Annotated in this window: 20 protein-coding genes and 1 riboswitch; of the genes, 13 read left to right on the forward strand and 7 right to left on the reverse strand. The window is 40.7% G+C overall.

Annotated features, from left to right (window positions below):
* Both CH76_RS03320 and CH76_RS03325 read left to right on the forward strand, forming a co-directional pair.
* Positions 1 to 768: a 3-hydroxyacyl-CoA dehydrogenase gene (locus CH76_RS03320; protein WP_036142934.1), complete on the forward strand. Its 768-nt coding sequence runs from the start codon at positions 1 to 3 to the stop codon at positions 766 to 768.
* A gap of 14 nt (positions 769 to 782) precedes the next feature.
* On the forward strand, positions 783 to 1,925 hold the full coding sequence (locus CH76_RS03325; protein ID WP_036142936.1) for an acyl-CoA dehydrogenase family protein: 1,143 nt from the start codon (positions 783 to 785) through the stop codon (positions 1,923 to 1,925).
* A 32-nt stretch (positions 1,926 to 1,957) separates the two neighbouring features.
* Here CH76_RS03325 and CH76_RS03330 read toward each other — a convergent pair whose 3' ends face one another.
* Complete coding sequence (locus CH76_RS03330; RefSeq protein ID WP_036142938.1) at positions 1,958 to 2,344, reverse strand: GyrI-like domain-containing protein; 387 nt, start codon at positions 2,342 to 2,344, stop codon at positions 1,958 to 1,960.
* Between the two features lie 86 nt (positions 2,345 to 2,430).
* On the opposite strand from CH76_RS03330, the gene CH76_RS03335 reads away from it, so the two are divergent.
* Positions 2,431 to 4,047, forward strand: a complete 1,617-nt coding sequence (locus CH76_RS03335) for a long-chain fatty acid--CoA ligase (RefSeq protein WP_036143063.1) — start codon at positions 2,431 to 2,433, stop codon at positions 4,045 to 4,047.
* A gap of 36 nt (positions 4,048 to 4,083) precedes the next feature.
* On the opposite strand, the gene CH76_RS03340 is transcribed toward CH76_RS03335, so the two are convergent.
* On the reverse strand, positions 4,084 to 4,368 hold the full coding sequence (locus tag CH76_RS03340) for a DUF2653 family protein (protein WP_036142942.1): 285 nt from the start codon (positions 4,366 to 4,368) through the stop codon (positions 4,084 to 4,086).
* Positions 4,359 to 4,796, reverse strand: coding sequence for a hypothetical protein (locus CH76_RS03345; protein ID WP_036142946.1), 438 nt, complete (start codon positions 4,794 to 4,796; stop codon positions 4,359 to 4,361). Before CH76_RS03345 ends, CH76_RS03340 begins: the two co-directional genes overlap by 10 nt.
* A gap of 151 nt (positions 4,797 to 4,947) precedes the next feature.
* Between CH76_RS03345 and CH76_RS03350 the strand changes: the two genes are divergently transcribed.
* The 8 genes from CH76_RS03350 to CH76_RS03385 all read left to right on the forward strand — a co-directional run bounded on the left by CH76_RS03350 (position 4,948) and on the right by CH76_RS03385 (position 16,664).
* A complete protein-coding gene (locus CH76_RS03350; protein ID WP_036142949.1) occupies positions 4,948 to 5,976 on the forward strand; it encodes a YdcF family protein in 1,029 nt (342 codons plus the stop codon).
* Between the two features lie 12 nt (positions 5,977 to 5,988).
* On the forward strand, positions 5,989 to 6,660 hold the full coding sequence (locus tag CH76_RS03355; RefSeq protein WP_051910197.1) for a tetratricopeptide repeat protein: 672 nt from the start codon (positions 5,989 to 5,991) through the stop codon (positions 6,658 to 6,660).
* Positions 6,657 to 8,033 carry a protoporphyrinogen oxidase gene (hemG, locus tag CH76_RS03360; RefSeq protein ID WP_036142952.1) on the forward strand — a complete coding sequence of 459 codons (1,377 nt, stop codon included), beginning with the start codon at positions 6,657 to 6,659 and terminating at the stop codon, positions 8,031 to 8,033. Before CH76_RS03355 ends, hemG begins: the two co-directional genes overlap by 4 nt.
* Positions 8,034 to 8,190: 157 nt before the next feature.
* Positions 8,191 to 8,292, forward strand: a riboswitch (SAM riboswitch).
* A gap of 77 nt (positions 8,293 to 8,369) precedes the next feature.
* The gene (locus tag CH76_RS03365) at positions 8,370 to 10,211 is read left to right on the forward strand and encodes a bifunctional homocysteine S-methyltransferase/methylenetetrahydrofolate reductase (protein WP_036142954.1); all 1,842 of its coding nucleotides are present in this window, start codon (positions 8,370 to 8,372) and stop codon (positions 10,209 to 10,211) included.
* On the forward strand, positions 10,204 to 13,632 hold the full coding sequence (gene metH / locus CH76_RS03370; protein ID WP_036142957.1) for a methionine synthase: 3,429 nt from the start codon (positions 10,204 to 10,206) through the stop codon (positions 13,630 to 13,632). The genes CH76_RS03365 and metH overlap by 8 nt, the downstream gene beginning before the upstream one ends.
* A gap of 148 nt (positions 13,633 to 13,780) precedes the next feature.
* Positions 13,781 to 14,806 (forward strand): fatty acid desaturase, encoded by a 1,026-nt coding sequence (locus tag CH76_RS03375; RefSeq protein WP_036142960.1) that lies wholly within the window; start codon positions 13,781 to 13,783, stop codon positions 14,804 to 14,806.
* Between the two features lie 287 nt (positions 14,807 to 15,093).
* Positions 15,094 to 16,053 carry a sensor histidine kinase gene (locus CH76_RS03380; protein ID WP_036143067.1) on the forward strand — a complete coding sequence of 320 codons (960 nt, stop codon included), beginning with the start codon at positions 15,094 to 15,096 and terminating at the stop codon, positions 16,051 to 16,053.
* 5 nt (positions 16,054 to 16,058) lie between these two features.
* Positions 16,059 to 16,664: a response regulator transcription factor gene (locus CH76_RS03385; protein ID WP_036142963.1), complete on the forward strand. Its 606-nt coding sequence runs from the start codon at positions 16,059 to 16,061 to the stop codon at positions 16,662 to 16,664.
* A 31-nt stretch (positions 16,665 to 16,695) separates the two neighbouring features.
* Here the strand turns inward: CH76_RS03385 and CH76_RS03390 are convergent, their stop codons facing one another.
* From CH76_RS03390 to CH76_RS03405, 4 genes are read right to left on the reverse strand one after another with little or no spacing between them, the layout of a single operon-like run.
* Positions 16,696 to 17,670 (reverse strand): proline dehydrogenase family protein, encoded by a 975-nt coding sequence (locus CH76_RS03390; RefSeq protein ID WP_036142966.1) that lies wholly within the window; start codon positions 17,668 to 17,670, stop codon positions 16,696 to 16,698.
* 36 nt (positions 17,671 to 17,706) lie between these two features.
* A complete protein-coding gene (fetB, locus tag CH76_RS03395) occupies positions 17,707 to 18,456 on the reverse strand; it encodes an iron export ABC transporter permease subunit FetB (protein WP_036142969.1) in 750 nt (249 codons plus the stop codon).
* Entirely contained in the window at positions 18,453 to 19,166 is a 714-nt protein-coding gene (locus CH76_RS03400; protein WP_036142972.1) for an ATP-binding cassette domain-containing protein, read from the reverse strand. Before CH76_RS03400 ends, fetB begins: the two co-directional genes overlap by 4 nt.
* A 48-nt stretch (positions 19,167 to 19,214) precedes the next feature.
* Positions 19,215 to 19,733, reverse strand: a complete 519-nt coding sequence (locus CH76_RS03405) for a phosphoribosyltransferase family protein (RefSeq protein WP_036142974.1) — start codon at positions 19,731 to 19,733, stop codon at positions 19,215 to 19,217.
* 134 nt (positions 19,734 to 19,867) lie between these two features.
* On the opposite strand from CH76_RS03405, the gene CH76_RS03410 reads away from it, so the two are divergent.
* Positions 19,868 to 21,337: a nicotinate phosphoribosyltransferase gene (locus tag CH76_RS03410; protein WP_036142977.1), complete on the forward strand. Its 1,470-nt coding sequence runs from the start codon at positions 19,868 to 19,870 to the stop codon at positions 21,335 to 21,337.
* On the forward strand, positions 21,337 to 22,164 hold the full coding sequence (gene nadE, locus CH76_RS03415; RefSeq protein ID WP_036142979.1) for an ammonia-dependent NAD(+) synthetase: 828 nt from the start codon (positions 21,337 to 21,339) through the stop codon (positions 22,162 to 22,164). The genes CH76_RS03410 and nadE overlap by 1 nt, the downstream gene beginning before the upstream one ends.
* Positions 22,165 to 22,170: the final 6 nt, after the last annotated feature.

The raw sequence follows: 22,170 nt of genomic DNA on the forward strand, positions 1-22,170 counted from the left end.
ATGCAATTAAATGAAGTTGTAGCTTTTATAACAGGTGGTGCTTCGGGAATGGGAGCTGCTACGGCACAACATATCGTGTCAGCAGGAGGTAAGGCTATCTTAGTAGATGTTAACGAACAAAAAGGGCAGGAGCTTGTAGCGAGCAATCCTTCAAGTATAGTGTTTGCCAAAACAGATGTTACAGATGAAGCCTCTGTTAATGCGGCATTAGATAAGGGAATACAAGCATTTGGCAAGATAAATGTAGTGGTTAATTGCGCAGGTATCGCGCCACCTGCTAAGTTATTGTCGCGTAAAGGCATCCATACATTAGCACAATTTGAGCAAGTTATTTCGATTAACCTTGTAGGAACATTCAATGTTATTCGGTTAGCATCAGACCGTATGCAACATAATACACCTGATGTTGATGGGCAACGCGGCGTAATTGTTAATACAGCTTCAGTAGCTGCATTTGATGGGCAAATTGGACAAGCGGCCTATAGTGCCTCTAAAGGCGGCGTAGTAGCAATGACTTTACCTATTGCTCGTGAGTTAGCAGACCATGGCATACGTGTAATGACTATTGCTCCAGGCTTAATCGAAACCCCGATGTTTGCGGGCCTACCAGAGCCAGCACAACAAGCATTGGCACAGATGACACCGTTTCCTAAGCGTTTAGGGAAACCATCAGAGTATGCATTTTTAGTAGAGAGTATTATTCGTAACACTATGTTAAACGGTGAAGTAATCCGCTTTGATGGCGGAATTCGTATGCAACCAAAATAAAGGAGTGTGGGGATATGGTACGTTATCGATTTGAAACAAAGGAGCATGATTTATTTCGTAAATCAATACGTCAGTTTTTAGCAGAAGAAGCTGTGCCCTATTACGACGAGTGGGAGCAAAACCACCTTATCCCTAAGGATTTTTGGCGCAAGCTTGGAGAGATGGGGTATTTATGCCCTCAAGTAGAAGAAAAGTATGGTGGTCTCGATTTAGATTTTAGCTTTGGTGTAGTTATAGGTGAGGAGCTAGAGCGCGTAGGTAGTGGTTTAATTGGTGTTGGTTTACACAATGATATTGTAGTGCCTTATATCGAAGCCTACGGTAATGAAGAGCAAAAAGAGCGCTGGTTACCGAAATGTGTAACAGGTGAGTATATTACTGCTATTGCAATGACAGAGCCCGGGGCAGGGTCGGATTTAGCAAGTATTAAAGCAACAGCTATTCGAGATGGTGATCATTATATTGTAAATGGGCAAAAAACATTCATTACAAATGGGATCCATACAAATCTGGCAGTAGTAGCAGTAAAGACAGACCCAAAGGAGCGCCATCGTGGTGTAAGTTTACTTGTAATTGAAGAAGGGACACCAGGTTTTACTAAAGGGCAAAAATTGAACAAGGTAGGTATGCATTCGCAGGATACTGCAGAGTTATACTTTGAAGATTGCCGTGTGCCTGTAGCTAATTTATTAGGTGAGGAAGGTAAGGGTTTTACCTACTTAATGGAAAAGTTACAACAAGAACGCTTATTTGTAGCTATTTCAGCGCAAATTGCAGCTGAGGATATGTTTGAGCTAACAATGACCTATATTAAGGAACGCGAGGCTTTTGGGAAGTCGATTAGCCAATTTCAAAATACACAATTTAAAATGGCGGAGATGGCAACACAGTTAGAGTTAGGTAAAACGTTTCTTGAGTCATTAATTGAGGACCATATTGCAGGCAAGGATGTTGTCACTAAAGTATCTATGGCAAAGTATTGGATTACCGAAAAGGCACGTGATATTGCTACGGAGTGTATGCAGTTGCATGGTGGTTACGGCTATATGGAGGAGTACAAAATCGCAAGGCGTTACCGCGACATTCCGGTAATGTCGATTTATGCAGGCACTAATGAAATTATGAAAGTCATTATTGCTAAAAATTTAGGTATATAAAAGCCCATAGCATAAGGCTACGGGCAAATTCCTTATTTAAAGGCTACAAAAATTTCGACACGACCATCTTCTAGGTAGCGTTCAAAATCAATTGTGTAGGCACGGTTAATCGAGCCTTCAGACTCACGTTGCCAAATTGATTCCCATGTATCAAAAATATGGGGAGCAGAAGTAATATATGTTGTGTAAGTAGCTTGCGGTAATGCTATTACATCATCACTAATTGGTGATGTGGTAGCTACACTTAACGTATAGTCTCCGCGGTAGTCACTTTCGTAATCATGGTAAATACCATAAAGCATGCCGCCATCATTTTTTTCGCGAGCCGTGTGCCAAACTGCACGGATTTTATCTTGTAATGCATCGTCTGTAAAATTATTAGTACGTACTGACGCCAGTATGTAAACTTCTTTCTCCATAGTAACAACTCCTTTTCTAGATTGTAGCATGCTTGCGCAGTGTAATCGAAAAATACGTTTAAAAATATGAGGAGTGATGAGTAATGATGATGGATACACCTTTATTATTAACGGGATTTTTGGAGAGAGCTAGACGCTATTACCCTAATAAAATGATTGTGTCACGCACAAGCGAAACGATGATACATCGCTTTACGTATACAACATATGTCGAGCGCACAAAGCGTTTAGCTGATGCATTAACAAAGATTGGGATGACAAAGGGGATGAAGGTGGGCTCTTTTGCATGGAATCATCATCGACATTTAGAGGCCTATTTCGCTGTACCTTGTGCAGGTGCGGTATTGCACATGATTAATATCAGGTTAGCACCTGAGCATATTGTTTATGTAATTAATCATGCAGAAGACGAAATCCTATTAGTAGATAGCGATTTATATACGCTAATGGCACCCTTAGTGCCACAGCTTACAACGGTTAAAAAAATTGTCATTATGCAAGATACGCCTAAGTTACCACCAGCGCCGACAGGTATTACACTTTATGATTATGAAACATTATTAGCTGAAGCCTCGGCAGCGTTTACTTTCCCAAAAGATTTAGACGAAAACACACCAGCGGGCATGTGTTATACGAGCGCAACAACAGGTATGCCAAAGGGTGTAGTGTACACGCACCGAAGCCTTGTCTTGCACAGTATGATTAGTGGTTTATCAGATACGCTTGCGCTTGCAGAGCGCGATGTAGTGATGCCAATTGTACCGATGTTTCATGCTAATGCTTGGGGGCTACCATTTGCGGCAGTTAACTTTGGCGCTACACAAGTATTGCCAGGTCCAGCATTTACACCAGCATTGTTACTAGACCTAATTGAACAGGAGAAGGTAACGATTACTGCAGGTGTACCAACGATTTGGTTAGGTATGGTTAAGGAGCAGGATAATGCGCCGCGTGATTTATCCTCATTACGTCTTGTAGTAAGTGGTGGCTCAGCGTCGCCAAAAGGCTTAATTCGTAAATTTGAACAGGACTACGGCGTGCCATTTTTAGTAGGCTATGGCATGACGGAAACCTCGCCCCTTGTTAGTGTTTCTAATTTTAAAGAGGAAATGGACGACTGGACTTACGAAGATAAATTAGAGCTACGGGCTACACAAGGTTTAACAACACCTCTAATTGAAACGCGTGTGATTAATCAGCATGGTGAAGTGCCATGGGATAATGAAACGATGGGTGAGCTAATTATTAAAGGGCCATGGATTGCGAGTGGTTATTATAAAGATGAGCGAACAGCAGAAGCGTTCCAAGATGGTTGGTTATATACGGGAGATATTGCAGTTATGACGCCTGAGGGTTATATTCGCATTACAGATCGGACGAAAGATTTAATTAAATCTGGCGGTGAATGGATTTCTTCTGTAGATTTAGAAAATGCTCTAATGACCCATCCGGCCGTTTTTGAAGCGGCAGTAGTAGCCATGCCACATGAAAAGTGGCAGGAGCGTCCATTAGCTTGTGTCGTCTTAAAGGAAGAAGGTGCAGTTACTAAGGAAGAGCTTATAACTTATTTAGAACAACATGTAGCAAAGTGGTGGTTACCAGATGAAATTGTCTTTATTGATGAGGTACCTAAAACGTCAGTAGGTAAGTTTCTAAAGGCGAAGATTAGGGATAATATTGCGACATATTTAGAACAAGCGTAATAAAACACCTACGAAATTTTCGCTAGGTGTTTTTGGTTAGCTCTCTACAGTTGCATAGATGCCATCATTTTCATTAAATTGCAGTTGAATACGTGAAGCAAATGGGTCCATATGCATTTGTTCCTTCACCCACATGCGTAGTGCGCCAACCATATCGCCAGCGTCTAACATAATTGATTTACCTGGTAAAAAAACCTCCGCACTGTACTGCTCTTCATCATAGCCTAGCTCCACTTCAACTTGCTCAAGAGCTACGTTGTTGTGGTAAGCCTGTGATAGGCAGATTGCGTTAATAATATCGTCTTCACAAATTATCGCCATTGTTTAGCTTCCTCTTCGTCACGTTTCTTTTTCGTTACCATTGACCAGATTTTAGCTGCAAGGAAAACAACTAATAAAATAGCACCAACGTTAACCAGCAAACCTAAAATTGAACCAAGCATACCCATGCCGCTAAATAGACTACCAAATAATAAACCAGCAAGACCACCCATCATTAGGCCTTTCATTAAACCGCCGCTTTTGTTGGCAGTATTTTTAGAAGCAGGTGATTGATTTTTTGTTGTTTGGTTTTGATCTTTCTTTTGAATATTTGTATTAGTGTTAGAGTTGTTGCTTTTGTTAAAGCTTTTTTTACCTGATTTGTAGCCTTTAGCTTCGGCTGTCATGCCATCATCAAAAGGTAGAAAAGCACCAACTGATGAAAACATTAATGTCATTGCAAATAGCGCTGCTAGTAATTTTTTCATTGTATATGATTCCTCCAAAAAAGTTAGTATGTTTAGTTTACATGAAGTGAGCGAAAAATAACAATAAACACGTTAAGAAATGTTCATATCGTGAAAAATGTGCAAATGTTATACTTACTATAGGATTTTAATGTAAAGGAGGCATAATAAAATGGTTTTGCTAGTGGTATTTTTTATTGTTTTTTTAATAATGTATATACAGGAGAAGCGACGCTTTGCGAATGCTGTAGTATTTGGTATTTTTATGATGTTGCTTGGAATGACTCTATTATCGACAACACTACCAGCTATTAGTAGCCAATCTGAGATACTATCTTTGATTTATTTAGCCTTTTTAGTGGCGCTTGTGCCGGTTGCTATTTTTGGTATGACAATTGGGACATTCTTTAATAGCAAAATTTTATTAGAGAAGGAGGGGCGACGACTTAGTAATCTATTCTTCGGCTTAATTGGTTTTGGGATTTCAGTAATGATTATCGCATTCGTGTTTATAGTGTTGTCTGGGCAAGCTGCCAATGACCGTATCTTACTTCTCTATATTTGGGTGGCTATGTTATTTGGTTATGGCTTATTTTTATATAGCTGTGTCGTACTTTATGCAACACTTTATTATTTCACACCCATTTTTTATAAGCCTGATTATATTATAGCGCTCGGCTCAGGCTTGATTGGTGATAAAGTGCCGCCATTACTTGCAAGTCGCGTGGATAAGGCTGTTAGTTTATATTATAAATACGCGGCAAAGAAGGGCGTGCCACCTATTTTAGTAATGTCGGGTGGGCAAGGTAGTGACGAGTTAGTAGCAGAGGCTACGGCTATGCGCGATTATATTGTCGAAAAATACGGCATTCCTTCAGAGCATATTTTAGTTGAAGATCAATCTGTTAATACGGAGCAAAATATGCGTTTCTCTAAAAAAATTATGGATGCTCATAGCGGTGAGCGCGAGTATCGCTCAGTATTTGTAACAAATGAGTTTCATTTATTTAGAGCAAGTCTTTATGCACGTAAGGCTGGGCTTGATGCGGAGGGCGTTGGCTCACGCACAGCGTTTTATTATGTACCAAATGCCTTTACACGAGAATTTATTGGGCTACTCGAAATGAATAAAAAATATCATATTATTATATTTATTTTAGTGACGCTAATGATGGCTTTGCTAATGCGTAGCTATTGGTAAGGAAGTGATGATGTGAGTGAAGCAGAAGAATTATATTTACAAGGCAATGCCGCTTATGAGGAAGGGCAATTAGAAAATGCTTTTCGTTCATATGAGGCATCGTCGGCACTTGGGCATCCCGATGCTACTAATAATTTAGCAGATATGTATTTACACGGAGAGTATGTCGAAAAAAATACGAAGCGTGCCTTTCAATTATTTTTAGTAGCAGCTAAAGCAGGTGTACATGAAGCTATGTTTACCCTAGGATTGCTATGCGAAAATGGTATTGGTGTTGTAGTTGCACCTGAGCAGGCCTATTTTTGGTATCGTCGGTCTGCAAAGTATAACGATGTGATGGCGCAATACCGTTTAGGCTCGATTTATTACGAGGCATTACTCGGTAAGCCACGTAATGTATCAAAAGCGCTTTATTGGTATCAGCTCGCTGCACAGCAAGGACATCTCGATGCGCAATATAATCTTGGTTATATTTATAACAATGAGCAAGACGGCGAGATTGATTACGCTAAGGGACGCTTTTGGTATGAGGAGGCTGCAAGCCGAGGAGATATTTTGTCATGCCGTCGCTTAGAGGAAATTTACGAACTAGGTTTAGGTGTAAAGGCGGATGCCACACGTGCTAAATATTGGTGTGAGCAAGCAGAAGCAATTGAACGTATGAAGGGAGAAAATGAAAAATGAAAACAGTAGCAGTAGTAGGTGGCGGGATTACCGGCGTATGCACAATGCATTACTTGCAACGTCAAGTACACGAAAAAAAATTGGATGTTAAACTCGTACTCATTGAAAAAAATGAATACCTTGGTGGAAAAATCCATAGTGAAGCGCAAGACGGCTTTATTATGGAGACAGGTGCAGACTCTATTGTAGCGCGTCACCCAGGTGTTATTGAATTAGTACGTGAGGTTGATTATGAGGATGAGCTAGTTTATAACGAAACAGGTACATCATTTATTTATACGAATAATGAACTGCACGCTATCCCGAAGGACTCAACTTTTGGTATCCCGATGTCATTAGCTTCACTAGAGGCGAGTACATTAGTATCAGCAGAGGGTAAGGCAGAGGCGCTAAAAGATTTACATATGCCAAACAAAAGCTTTACGAAAGAAAGCTCGATTGGCGAATTTTTAACGTATTACTTAGGTGAAGAGCTAGTACAAAAACAAATTGCTCCTGTACTATCAGGCGTTTACTCAGGTAACTTAAACGAGTTATCCATCGCTTCTACACTGCCCTATTTAATTGATTATAAAAATGATTTTGGCAGTATTATTAAAGGTTTTGAAGCGAATAAGGCGCAATTTTCACGTGCTGCTGACAAAAAGTTTATTTCCTTTAAAAAAGGATTAGATAGTTTGTTATATCGAATTGTTGAAACGTTAACAGATGTTGATGTAAAGCTAGGTACGGGTGTAGAAACAATTGAAGAAGGACGTACACTTCATTTAACAAACCGCGAAACACTGACTGCAGATGCTATTGTATTGGCGCTGCCAAATGATGCCATTGCAAAGTTATTGCCAAGCGAAGCCTTGCAGCCATATTTTACAAAATTTACGACAGCTTCAGTGATTACAATGTATTTAGGTTTTACTGTACCGGATGCGCTATTACCAGCAGACGGCACAGGCTATATTGTATCGGATAATACAAATGTCGTGTGTAATGCCGCAACTTGGACAAGCCGCAAGTGGAAACATACTTCAGCACAAGGTAATTTATTAGTACGCTTATTTTATAAAAATATAAATGCACGCTATGAGGAGCTAGAGGCAATGACGGAGGACGAGCTTACTGCAATAGGTATCGCTGACGTGAAAAATAGCTTAGGTATTGATGCAGAGCCAAGTGTTGTTAATGTTACAAAATGGACGAACCAAATGCCACGCTATGATTTAGCTCATCGAGATGCGCTACAAGGCTTGGAGCAAAAAATGGCTGAACACTACCCAACGATTTATTTAGCGGGTTGTTCGTATTATGGTGTAGGCATTGGCGCCTGCATTCAAAATGGTAAAACAATTGGCGAAAAGGTCGCTAACGAATTATAAATTGAAATCCACCAGTGCCTTACTTGCACTGGTGGATTTTTTGTAAACGATAACATCTGTACAATAGGTAGCATTTTTTGTTAGAAATGCATAATAGTATTGACGTGAGTGAGCCCTAGCGATATGATACTTCACAATAGTTAGAAATTTCATAACATTCTTATCGAGAGAAGCGGAGGGACTGGCCCTACGAAGCTTCAGCAACCAACAGCGATGTCAGGTGCTAAATCCAGCTAGTGAATTACTAGGCAGATGAGGAGGAAACATACGATGCGTAGCCCTCTTTTTTGTACATAAAAAGAGGGCTTTTTTATTTTACTTTAGGAGGAATAAGGTATGGGCTTGCTTGAAAAATTACAAACATCAATTGTTGTGGGTGATGGTGCGATGGGAACGATGCTGTACGCGACAGGTTTAGCATCATGCCATGAAGAATTAAATTTATTACAGCCAGCACTAGTAGAGAAAATCCATAATGAATACATTGCGGCAGGTGCAGATGTCATTCAAACAAATACGTACGGCGCAAATGCTATAAAGTTAGCGCGTTATGGGCTTGCGGATAAAGTAACAGAGATTAATAAAGCAGCAACACATTTAGCTAAAAAGGCAGCGGATGGTAACGTATATGTATTAGGTACAATTGGTGGGATTCGTGATATTCGTAAGACGGATGTTACACTAACGGAAATTTTGCAAGGGGTAAAAGCGCAAGCTACAGTATTTTTAACGGAGGGTGTGGATGGGTTATTACTCGAAACATATTATGATTTTGATGAGCTAGTGGCAACACTTGAGCTACTACGTGAGATGACGACGCTACCCATTATTGCACAGGTATCCATGCATGAAGTAGGTGTGCTTCAAAATGGTAAGCCACTCAATGAAGCACTAACAGAGTTAGAACGATGTGGTGCAGATGTGGTAGGTGTTAACTGCCGTCTTGGTCCGTTTCATACGATACAGGCTTTTGAGCAGGTAGATTTGCCACAGCACGCTTTTTTATCCACCTATCCGAATGCGTCATTGCTTGATGTAGAGGACGGTAGGATTGTTTATGAGTCGGAGTATGATTACTTTGGACGAGCTGCAGCAACATTATGTAAGCAAGGTGTGCGCTTAATTGGTGGTTGTTGTGGCACAACACCAAAACATATTGCTGCTGTTAAAAAACACGTAGCGAGTTTAACACCTATTAACGAGAAGCCCAAGCGCCAAATTGCAGTGGACTTTGTGCGCGAGGCTGAGCCACGTACTGTAAAACCGCTTCATGAGAAGGCAAAACAGGAGCGCTCGATTATTGTGGAACTTGATACACCAAGGCATTTAGAGGTGGAGGGCTTTATTAAAGGCTCAGAACAACTGTATGCGGCAGGTGCTGATGTAGTGATGATGGCTGATAACTCCCTTGCGTCTCCGCGTATTAGTAATATTGCAATGGGCGCAATGATTAAAGAGAAGGGTGTACGTCCATTAACACATATTACGTGTCGAGATCGTAATTTAATTGGGCTACAATCACATTTAATGGGGCTAAATGCATTAGGCATTCATGATATTTTAGCTGTAACGGGTGATCCAACAAAGGTTGGCGACTTCCCAGGGGCAACGAGTGTTTATGATGTTACTTCCTTTGAACTGATTGCGCTGATTAAGCAATTAAACGAGGGCATTTCGTTTTCAGGCAAACCTTTACGTAAAAAGGCAAACTTTTCGGTGGCGGCGGCTTTTAATCCAAACGTGCGTGTAGTAGCACGAGCTGTGCCACGCCTAGAGAAAAAAATTGAACACGGCGCAGATTACTTTATTTCGCAGCCTGTCTATACAAAGGAAAAAATTATCGAAACCTACGAGGCAACGAAGCATTTAAGTGTACCAATTTATATTGGTATTATGCCTGTAACTAGCTATCGTAGTGCCGAGTTTTTACATCATGAAGTACCTGGCATTAAGCTGTCAGATGAAGTACTTACACGCATGCGCGATTGTGGTGAGGATAAGGAGCGCGCCACACAAGAAGGCATCGCTATTGCGAAAGAACTGTTAGATACAGCAGCCAAATACTTTAAAGGCATTTATTTAATTACACCATTTTTACGATATGATATGACATTACAATTAATCGCTCACATTAAGGAAATGGATGAAGCGGCAAAAGGGGTTTCGATTAATGGCTAAGCAGACGATACAACAACAACTAGAGCAACGCATTTTAGTAATGGACGGCGCAATGGGCACAATGCTACAAAACGAAAAGCTAAGCGAGGATGATTTTGGTGGTGAGGCATTAGATGGCTGTAATGAAAACCTTGTATTAACGCGACCTGATGTGCTGTTAAAAATTCATGGACAATATTTAGCGGCAGGCGCTGATTTAATTTGTACAAATACATTTGGTGCTACACCACTGGTATTGGATGATTATGATATTGGCGACAGAGCAGAGGAGATTAATATTCGTGCTGCTCAACTTGCGCGCGAGGCAGTAGATGCAGTATCGACAGAGGAGCACCCACGCTATGTGGTTGGCGCAATGGGGCCGACGACTAAAACATTATCCGTAACAGGTGGTGTAACGTTTGAAACGCTAGAAGAAAACTTTTACATTCAAGCTAAAGCATTAATTGAGGGTGGCGTTGATATATTATTGCTCGAAACCACACAGGATACGTTAAATTTAAAGGCAGGAACAATTGGCGTACAGCGTGCTTTTGCAGTGACGGGCAAAGAGTTACCTATTATGATTTCAGGTACGATTGAGCCGATGGGTACAACACTTGCAGGACAAACAATTGAAGCATTTTATATTTCAATCGCGCATACTAAGCCATTATCTGTTGGCTTAAACTGTGCAACAGGTCCTGAGTTTATGACGGACCACCTACGTTCACTATCAGAGCTTGCGACTAGCTTTGTGAGTTGCTACCCTAATGCTGGTTTACCAGACGAAGAAGGTTGCTACCATGAGTCACCTGAGTCATTATCTATTAAGCTACGAGGTTTCGCTGAAAAGGGATGGCTTAACATTGTTGGAGGGTGTTGCGGGACAACGCCAGCGCATATTAAGGCCATTTGCGAGGCAGTAGATGGTTTTGCCCCGCGCAAGCCACAATCGCCGAGTGCTGAGCATCGTGTTTCAGGTATTGAGCAACTCCAATACGATGACTCTATGCGTCCACTATTTATAGGAGAGCGTACGAACGTTATTGGCTCACGTAAATTTAAAAAGCTTATCATTGACGAAAAATACGAGGAAGCGGCTGAAGTAGCGCGCGCTCAAGTAAAAAACGGGGCGCATGTTATTGATATTTGTTTAGCCAACCCTGACCGCGATGAGATTGCAGACATGAAAGGCTTTATGCATGAAGTCGTAAAAAAAGTTAAAGTACCACTCGTGATTGACTCAACAGACGAAAAGGTAATGGAGGAAGCGTTAAAATTTTCGCAAGGTAAGGCGATTATTAACTCTATTAACCTTGAGGATGGAGAGGAGCGCTTTGATGCGGTTGTACCGCTTGCAAAAAAATACGGCGCGGCTTTAGTTGTTGGTACGATTGATGAAGTCGGCATGGCTGTAACACGTGAGCGCAAACTAGAAATTGCCAAGCGTTCGCATGATTTGCTAGTTGAGAAGTGGGATTTCCCTGCGGAGGATATTATTTTTGATCCGCTCGTATTCCCTGTTGGGACAGGGGATGCGCAATATATTGGCTCAGCTGTCGAAACAATCGAGGGCATTCGTTTAATTAAAGAGGCGCTACCTAAATGTTTAACTGTGCTTGGTGTTAGTAATGTGTCCTTTGGTTTGCCACCAGTAGGACGTGAGATTTTAAACGCGGTATATTTATATAACTGTACACAGGCAGGGCTAGATTATGCGATTGTTAATACAGAAAAACTAGAGCGCTACGCATCTATACCAGAAGCTGAAATTACAATGGCCAATCAATTATTATTCCATACAACGGACGCTACACTTGCTGAGTTTACGGATTTTTACCGTGATAAAAAGAAAGAAAAAACAGAAGAGGACCTACCAAAAACAGTGGAGGGACGCTTAGCGTACTACATTATAGAAGGAACAAAAGAAGGGTTGCTTGAAGATTTACAAGCAGCATTAGCGTTATATGACACCCCACTTGCTATTATTAATGGTCCTTTAATGAGTGGCATGGCTGAGGTAGGGCGTTTATTTAATGACAACCAACTAATTGTTGCTGAGGTGTTACAGTCAGCAGGTGTAATGAAGGCAGCTGTATCATTCCTTGAAGACTTTATGGAAAAGAGCGATAGTGATGCAGGTAAAGGCAAAATTGTGCTAGCTACAGTTAAAGGCGACGTACATGATATTGGTAAAAACTTAGTGGACATTATTTTAAGTAATAATGGTTACAAGGTAGTTGACCTTGGTATTAAGGTTACGCCAATTGAGTTAATCGAAGCGATTAAAGCAGAGAAGCCGGATATTGTAGGGCTTTCAGGTTTACTTGTAAAATCAGCACAACAGATGGTAATTACAGCACAAGACTTTAAGGACGCAGGTATTGATGTACCCATTTTAGTTGGAGGAGCAGCATTATCACGTCGCTTTACCGAAACAAAAATTTCTGCACAGTATGACGGTCCAGTGCTTTATGCGAAGGATGCCATGCAAGGTTTAGCTATTGCTAACCGTTTGCAAGATGATGTAGACCGCGCGTTATTATTAGCTGAGCTTGCGGAGGCTATTGATAAACGTAAGGTTGCTGATGAGCTACGTGCGCAAAAGCCAGCACCAACTTTAACCGAAAAACCTGTGCGTACAATCGCTGATGCTACTGTGCGCGTGCCAAGTGATTTGCGTCGCCATGTGCGACACTCCCATTCTGTACAGCATTTATATCCTTACGTAAATATGCGTACATTAATTGGGCATCATTTAGGCTTTAAAGGAAATGTCCTAAAAGCATTAGCAGACAAAGACCCACGTGCCACCGATTTATATGACTTAGTTACAGGCTATCTTGCAGAGGATTTATTTAAGCCAGCTGCGATGTATCAATTTTATAAGGCGCAAGCAGAGGGGGATGATGTTGTATTGTATGCAGAAGACGGCACAACAGAAATCCAACGCTTTACCTTCCCGCGTCAACAAGTAGCACCTTACTTATGTCTTGCAGATTTTTTAAAGACAAAGGATAGCGGTGAGATGGACTATGTAGGTTTAATGTGTGTCACAGCAGGCCATGGTGTTACCGCCTATGCAAATGAATTAAAAGAGCAAGGTAAATTTTTAGAGAGTCATGCTTTTCAGTCTACCGCACTTGAATTGGCAGAAGGCTTAGCTGAACGTATTCACCAAGAGATGCGTGATCAGTGGGGCTTCCCAGATGCTACCGACTTTACGATGCGTGACCGCTTTGCAGCAAAGTATGAGGGACAACGTTTTTCATTTGGCTATCCTGCTTGTCCAAATCTAGAAGATCAAGAAAAACTATTTGCTACATTACGTCCAGAGGATATTGGTGTGCAGTTAACAGAAGGTTTTATGATGCAGCCTGAGGCATCAGTATCAGCTATTGTTTTTGCGCATCCAGAGGCGCGTTATTTTAATGTATAAGCTAGTAGAGAGGAGAGCGTGAAACTGCGCTTCTCTCTTTTTTTATGACAGATGTCATATAAAACACATGACGTTTTCATCTACTGACAATGATGACTGTATCTTATGATTAGGTCATAAAGAAAAAACGTAGGGAGTGGCAACATATATGACAAGCTTTACAGAAAAGAAAAACCAATTGCGTAAAGATGTAGCACAGTTTGCAAAGTCAGATACACGTAAAAGTATTATGCAACTCGTTAATACATTGGGACCGCTACTTATTTTATGGGTAATTGCTTACCAAACTATCGCAATTTCACCTTGGATTACAGTAGGTGTTAGTGCAATTGCATCAGGATTTGTTGTACGTAGCTTTATTATTTTCCACGATTGTACACATGGTTCATTTTTTAAAAACAAAAAGGCTAATGATATCGTAGGATTTTGGACGGGTGTGTTAACATCATTCCCTTACGAAAAATGGAAGCGTGAGCATACAATTCACCATGCTACAAGCTCAAATCTAGATAAACGTGGTATTGGCGATATTGATATGCTAACACTTGAAGAATATAAAGAAGCATCAAAACTACGTCGCTTTGGTTACCGTATGTATCGTAACCCATTAGTAATGTTTGGTTTAGGACCACTTTACATGGTATTAGTATTAAATCGTGTAAATCGTAAAGATGCAAAAGCTAAAGAACGTAAAAACACGTACTTAACAAATATTACAGTGGTCGCAATTTGTGCGGCTATGATTTACTTAGTAGGTTGGCAGGCATTTTTATTAGTACAAGGCACAACATTATTTATTGCAGGTGCTCTTGGCATTTGGTTATTCTACATTCAACATACGTATGAGGATTCATACTTTGAAAATGATGACGAATGGGATTATGTAAAAGCTGCAGTAGAAGGCAGCTCATACTATAAATTACCGCGCGTACTACAATTTTTAACGGGGAATATCGGCTTCCACCACGTGCATCACTTATCACCACGTGTGCCAAACTATAACCTTGAAAAAGCGCACGAAGAAGTAAAGCCATTACAAAAGGCAACAACCATCACATTAGTTACAAGCCTAGAGTCAATTCGTTATAAATTATACGACGAAGAAAACCAAAAGTTTGTCACGTTCCGTGAAGCTTCTGAACGTCTGCGTATGAAAAATGCGGTAAATATTTAAGCGGAAGCTGTTTCATTAAGCGGTGTATACGGCTAATGGAACAGCTTTTTTGTTATACTAAAGCAAAAACAAGAAAGTTTGTGAATACCGATATGAAAAAGTGGTATACGATTATCCCAAATAGTCCATGGCTCAGTTTATATTTATGGATTATTTTTTGCCTATTACCCTTCTTCTCTTTATTTAAGGATGCTAGTGCTACTGAAATTGGTGTCGTTGGTATGTTAGTTGCCATTTATGTAATTTTTAATCGCTGCTCAGCTATGTCACGTAGTGGGCTACTTTATATGTGGATTAGCTTTGAGATGGTCATTAGTTTAGTCATGACAGTATTTTATGGTTATGTTTACCTCGCTATTTTTACGGCGTTTTCTATTGGGACAATACGACGTCCTGTGGGCTTTTATATTATGTATGGCCTTCATGTTGGTTTTACCGTCATTGCGACGGGCGTGACATTCTTTTTAAAGTTTGATGTATTGTTTGCACAACTCCCCTTTGTGATTTTTACGTTAATCGGTGTGGTGTTGATGCCTTTTACGCTCTATACCAAAACGCGTCGCGAAAAATTAGAGGGACAACTCGAAACAGCCAAAGACCGTATTGCAGAGCTTATTGTATTTGAGGAGCGCCAGCGTATTGCGCGTGATTTACACGACACATTAGGACAAAAGTTATCAATGATTGGCTTAAAGAGCGACCTTGCTGCGCGTTTAATTGAGCGTGATAAGGAACAGGCCTTGACCGAAATTAAAGAGATTCGACAAACCGCGAGTATCGCACTCAAGGAGGTACGCGAGTTAGTTGCCAATATGCGTACAACACGCTTTGAGGACGAGTTAACACGCGTGTCCCAAATTTTACGTGCAGCTGAGATGACCTTTGTTTTTGATGGTGATATTGAAACACTCGATGTGCCACCGCTCGTAGAGAATGTCTTAAGCATGTGCTTAAAGGAAGCTGTTACAAATGTAGTGAAACATAGTAATGCCACAAAATGTGAGATTGGCTTCCACCAAAATTTTAAAGAAGTTTACCTTGTCGTACGAGACAATGGTGACGGTGTGGCACTAAAAAATAAAAAAACAGGTAACGGATTAAAAGGTATGCAAGAGCGTTTAGAGTTTATTAATGGCTCATTTAAATTAGAAAATGATCAAGGTACTGCATTAACTGTCACCATTCCTGTGGCTATAACACATCAGGATGTAACAGAGAAGGCAGATACTTTATATAACAAGGAGTGATGGACATGATACGTGTGGTTATTGCAGAGGACCAAGGGATGCTACTAGGGGCATTACGTTCATTATTAAATATGGAAGATGATATTGAGGTTGTAGGCATTGGGCGTAACGGCGAGGAAGCCATTGCCCTTGTACATGAGATGAAACCTGATATTTGTATTATGGATATCGAAATGCCACTAAAAACGGGGCTTGATGCTGCGGAGGCATTGCAGACGGAAGAGTGTAAAATTATTATTTTAACGACATTTGCGCGCCCAGGTTATTTTGAACGAGCGCGTAAAGCAGGTGTACGAGGTTACTTATTAAAAGATAATCCAATTGAAGAACTTGTACAGGCAATCCGAAATATTATGGAAGGCAAGCGCATTTACGCCCCCGAACTCGTAGACTTTGTTTACGAGGTGGATAGTGAAAATCCATTAACGGATCGTGAGAGTCAAGTGCTTGAGCTAGTGGCTGAAGGTAAAACAACGAAGGAAATCGCTTCGACTTTATTTCTATCCGCTGGCACTGTTCGCAACTATATTTCTACGATTTTAGAAAAACTCCAAGTAACTAATCGTATTGAGGCAATTGCGCGTGTGAAGGAAAAGGGTTGGAATAAATAAAGAGGCTTTGGGGAGCAATCCCCGAAGCCTCTTATTTTTTGCGTTTTAATAATTTACGTAGTAACCATACACTTGCGAGTAGAGCGAGTACGGTATTTGTTTTTTTAGTAAATACTTTGTCTGATACATATTTCATATTTTGTGGGCGATTCGCAACGTGCGTTGTAAAATGCGTGTGCCAGTGTGCACCAGCAGGGAAATAAGTACGTACGTTATAGCCTTCTTGCACAAGTGACTCTTGTAAGGCTACGTCTTGCCCAATATGAAATTGAAACTCATATGATGTTTGTGGCAAATTGTACTCTGCAGCACGGCGTTTTGCAAAGGCGATGATATTTTTATCATGCGTAGCAATAACAGTATAGCTACCTGTTTGGAAGCGTTGCTCAATTAATTCAATCATGTTTAAATCAATATCCATTTTATCTTGGAAGGCAACAGCCTCTGATTCATTGCAAACTTTTTTTGTTAAGGTAAGTGCAGCATCCCGAAACGTTTCGACATCCTCTTGAGCACGGTAAAAATGAGCTTGCACTACAGTCGAAATATGGTCGAAGCTCTCTTGCAGTTGTTGCGTCATGCTAATAATTGTTTGCACATGGGCATACTCAGCAGTTTGTAAGGTAATGAAGTGCTCATATGTACGTGCAACTTCGGCTAATTCATAAAGCATGTTGTAGCACTCGTCTACATCTAGTAATAAACCAAATTGCTCAGGTTGAAGCGTAAAGACAGCGCTTAATCCCTCAGCGTGTAATTGTTGCATTAATAAACGCACATTGTTTTTTTCGGCTGTTACATCAGCAGCATCAATAATTGCGTTGCCAATGTAATCAATTGCAATGCGTTGACCTGAAGCTTGTAGCACCTTACATGTTTCGATAATCTCAGCGTGTGTTGTACCACCGATATATGGCTTAAAGCCAAGCTTTGGTGCAATTGCTTGCACACCATTAGTAAACGTATCACTATATGCGAGTTGCTTTGTTACGTCACGTAAAACCATTGTTATGTCCACCTCTACTTTATTTTGTTAAGTATATCATAGGTTGAGAAGTTGTTTTCGTTCATTAAATAATGCGGGATAGCTCAAAAAGCCTAGCATTAAACTGGAAATGGTAGCATTGGTTAACAATGCAAAAATAATTAAGATTTGAAATTGTACCGCCTGCATAGGGTCAGCACCACCAATAATTTGCCCACTCATCATACCAGGAAGTTGTACGAGCCCAATAGTTTTTTGGCTTTCAATGGTGGGGATCATACTTGCCTTAATAGCATTCATTAGTTGATGGTGTATAGCTTGTTTAGGCGTACCACCAAGAGACAAGATTAATTCGACCTCATCCTTATGAGCTTTAATTTCTGCATCAAAACGATTTAAAAATAAAATCGACAGTACCATAGCATTACCAATCATCATGCCACTAATTGGGATGATATACTGCGCTGTAGCCGGAATAATTTTAAACCCAAGTAAAATACCTTGCGTGACTAGTTCGACAGTAGTGATAGTGGCGACTAGCTTCCAAGTGATGCCTTTAATATGTTTGCCTTTTTTACGCGCATTGAGTGTAGCCGTAGTAATCATAATAACAATCATTAACAGCATATAGGCAGGGTGGTCCCCGTCAAAAACAAACGTCAAAATATAGCCGACTGCAATTAACTGTATAACGGAGCGCACGGTAGCGATAATAACGTCACGCTCTAAACCAAGATTGAGTGTTTTAGATAGTGCAAGTGGAATTAAAATAAAAAATAAGGTGAGCGATAAGGAAAAATAACTCATGCTAGCCCTCCCTCTACAAATTGACGCACCCGTTCATTAGTAGGTGTAGTTAAAATAGTAGGCGCGCCCGTTTGAACTAACTCACCGTCAATCATTACCCATACCTCGTGACTTAAAGAAATTGCCTGCTGTAGATTATGTGTAATCCAAATGATAGTGACACCATATTTTTTATTAAGTTCAACAATAAGTTCTTCAATTTCGGCAACAGCTATGCGGTCGAGTGCAGACGTAATCTCATCAAGTAATAATACGCTGGATTTATTAATGAGTGTACGCGCGATAGACACGCGTTGACGTTGACCACCTGATAGCTCATCTGCTTGTTGGTCAAGTAAATTTGCGCTGAGCCCGACTGAGGCTAGGGAAGCGATAGCTTCGTCTTTTGTGAGTTGTTGTCCTGCAAGTTTGCGTGGAAGTTGCAAGTTATCAAAAACAGTACCTGTAATCATAGGTGCTGCTTGTAGCGCCATACCAACCTCGCGGCGCAGTACTGTAGGCTCGATAGCTGTTAGTGCCTTATTGTTAAGCATAATAGTACCAGCAGTTGGGCTAATTAAACCGTTACATAATTTGAGTAAGGTTGTTTTGCCTGCGCCAGATGGGCCGACAAGTGTAGTGATTTTACCCTTAATGAAGCGCCCTGAAATATGCTGTAAAATATTTTTATTGTGCACACTAAAGCATACATCTTGAAGCTGTAGGGTCATATAAAAAAACTCCTTTTCGCATAAAAAGACGCCCTTAGACGTCTCTAGCTATAGTGTATCAAATACCGGGAGTTTTTCTAAATAAATAATATCCTCGCGTGTTGCTGCATAGCCCTCTGCAAGCACAGCTGCTCGTGCAATAACGGTAGCGCCAACTTGCGTCACTAACTGTTCAAGCGCAGCTAATGAGCTACCCGTTGAAATGACATCATCAATTAAAGCGACGCGTTTACCTTTAAGTAGAGTTGCATCGCAACCATCTAAAGTTAAAGTGCCAGTAGAGAGGGTTACAGGGTTTTGCATATACGCCTTTTTAGTTTGGCGTGCCACAATATATGTAGGTTTAAAAAGACAGCGTGATAATTCGTGCGCAAGCGGGATGCCCTTAGCATCAGCTGTTACTAAATAATCGACAGATGGTAACATGCCTGCAAGTTGTTGTGCCGCGGCTGTAGTAATTTCGGCGTCGCCAAGCAAGCTGAAATTAGCGATAGCTAGATGGTCGCCAATATCAACAAGGGGCAATAACCGCGTTAGCCCAGCAATTTCGATTTCGTATTTCTTCAATGGCTTGTCATCCTTTAAAATAGTATTTTGTACCTAAAAATAGTATAGCGTAAAACACACCTCAAGTCTTCAGGGAAAGAATAATGACAAAATAGTGTATACTATGACTATCAAAATGGGAAGAAGGGGTTTTTATGAGAACCAATTATGCAGATGATAGCTTAGCGTTACACACTGACTTATACCAAATTAACATGGCTGAGGCGTATTGGGCTGACAACATGCATGATCGTAAAGCTGTATTTGAGTTGTATTTCCGCAAGCTACCTTTTGGTAATGGCTATGCCGTATTTGCGGGATTAGAGCGTATGCTTTCTTACTTAAAAGATTTTTCATTTAGTGAATCAGATATCGCCTACTTACGTGATGAAGTTGGCTATAAAGAAGACTTCCTTAACTATTTAAAGGATATTCGTTTTACAGGAGATATGTACTCAATGGTAGAGGGAGAACTCGTATTTGCTAACGAACCAATTGTACGTATTGAAGCGCCACTTGTAGAGGCACAATTAATCGAAACAGCATTATTAAATATCGTCAACTACCAAACATTAATTGCTACAAAGGCGAGCCGTATTAAGCAAATTATACCTAACGAAACAGCGATGGAGTTTGGCACACGACGCGCCCAGGAGATGGACGCAGCAATTTGGGGTACACGTGCCGCTGTTATTGGAGGCTTTGAGGCAACGAGTAATGTACGTGCAGGTAAATTATTTAATATCCCTGTAGCAGGAACGCATGCACATGCATTAGTGCAGGCGTATAAAAACGATTATGACGCGTTTCATTCTTATGCTAAGCGCCACAAGGACTGCGTATTTTTAGTGGATACGTACAACACATTAAAGTCAGGCGTACCAACAGCAATTAAAGTAGCAAAAGAACTTGGTGATAAAATTAACTTCGTTGGTATTCGTTTAGACAGTGGTGACATAGCCTTCTTGTCAAAAGAAGCGCGACGTATGTTAGATGAGGCGGGCTTCCCTAATGCTAAGATTGTTGTCTCTAATGATTTAGACGAATATACGATTTTAAATTTAAAAGCACAAGGAGCGCGTGTCGATATGTGGGGCATTGGTACAAAATTAATTACTGCCTATGATCAACCAGCGCTTGGTGCTGTATATAAAATGGTAGCCATTGAAGACGAAAACGGTGTCATGTGTGACACAATGAAAATTTCGGCTAATGCTGAAAAAGTCACTACCCCTGGTGAAAAGAAATTATACCGCATTATTGACAAAGAAAACGGTAAAGCAGAGGGCGACTACATTACAATGGCTGACGAAAATCCACAGGCAGAGGAGCGCATTAAAATGTTCCACCCTGTGCATACGTTTATTTCAAAATTTGTAACGAACTTTGAGGCACGTAATTTGCATACACAAGCGATTACAGCAGGAGAAGTTACGTACGAGCTACCGGCACTCATGGCAATCCGTGATTACGCAAAGAGCAATTTAGATTTACTGTGGGATGAGTATAAACGTTCACTAAATCCTGAGGAGTACCCTGTCGATTTAAGTCAAAAATGTTGGGACAATAAAATGAAAAACATTGCAGACGTAAGAGAAATGGTTGAGCGATTGGAGGCGTTATAATGACATTACAGCAACAAATTATTGAGGAGCTAAAAGTAGTTCCTTCTATTAATGCACAAGACGAAATTCGCCGTTCGATTGATTTTTTAAAAGACTATGCCAAAACCTATTCATTTGTGAAGGGCTTTGTGCTAGGAATATCAGGCGGGCAGGACTCAACGCTCGTTGGTAAGCTAGCACAGCTAGCTGTTGACGAGCTAAATGCAGAAGTTGGCGAACAGCATTATAATTTTTATGCAGTACGCCTACCTTATGGTGTGCAGTTTGACGAAGCGGATTGCAATGATGCGCTCGCATTTATTAAGCCGAGTGTGACCTACACAGTTAATATTAAACCTGCTGTAGATGCGAGTGTGCAAAGTCTACAGACAGCTGGGATTACGATTAGTGATTTTACTAAGGGAAATGAAAAGGCTCGCGAGCGCATGAAAGTACAGTTTTCGATTGCGGCAACAAAGAGTGCAGTCGTGCTAGGTAGTGACCATGCGGCAGAAGCTGTTACAGGTTTCTTCACAAAATTTGGTGATGGCGCGGCAGATTTAATGCCCATTTGGCGTTTAACTAAGCGTCAAGGCAAGCAACTATTGCAAGCACTTGATTGCCCACCGCATTTATACGAAAAAACACCCACCGCAGATTTAGAAGAAGAAAAGCCAGCGCAGCCAGACGAAGAATCATTAGGCGTAAGCTATGAAGCACTTGATGATTATTTAGAGGGCAAAGGAGTAAGTACAGAAGCTCAAGCAAAAATTGAAGGGCATTTTTTACGTTCAGCGCATAAGCGTCATTTGCCAATTACCGTGTTTGATGATTTTTGGCGTAAATAAGTCAAC

This window comes from Lysinibacillus sp. BF-4 (assembly GCF_000743635.1).
Taxonomy (GTDB): domain Bacteria; phylum Bacillota; class Bacilli; order Bacillales_A; family Planococcaceae; genus Metalysinibacillus; species Metalysinibacillus saudimassiliensis.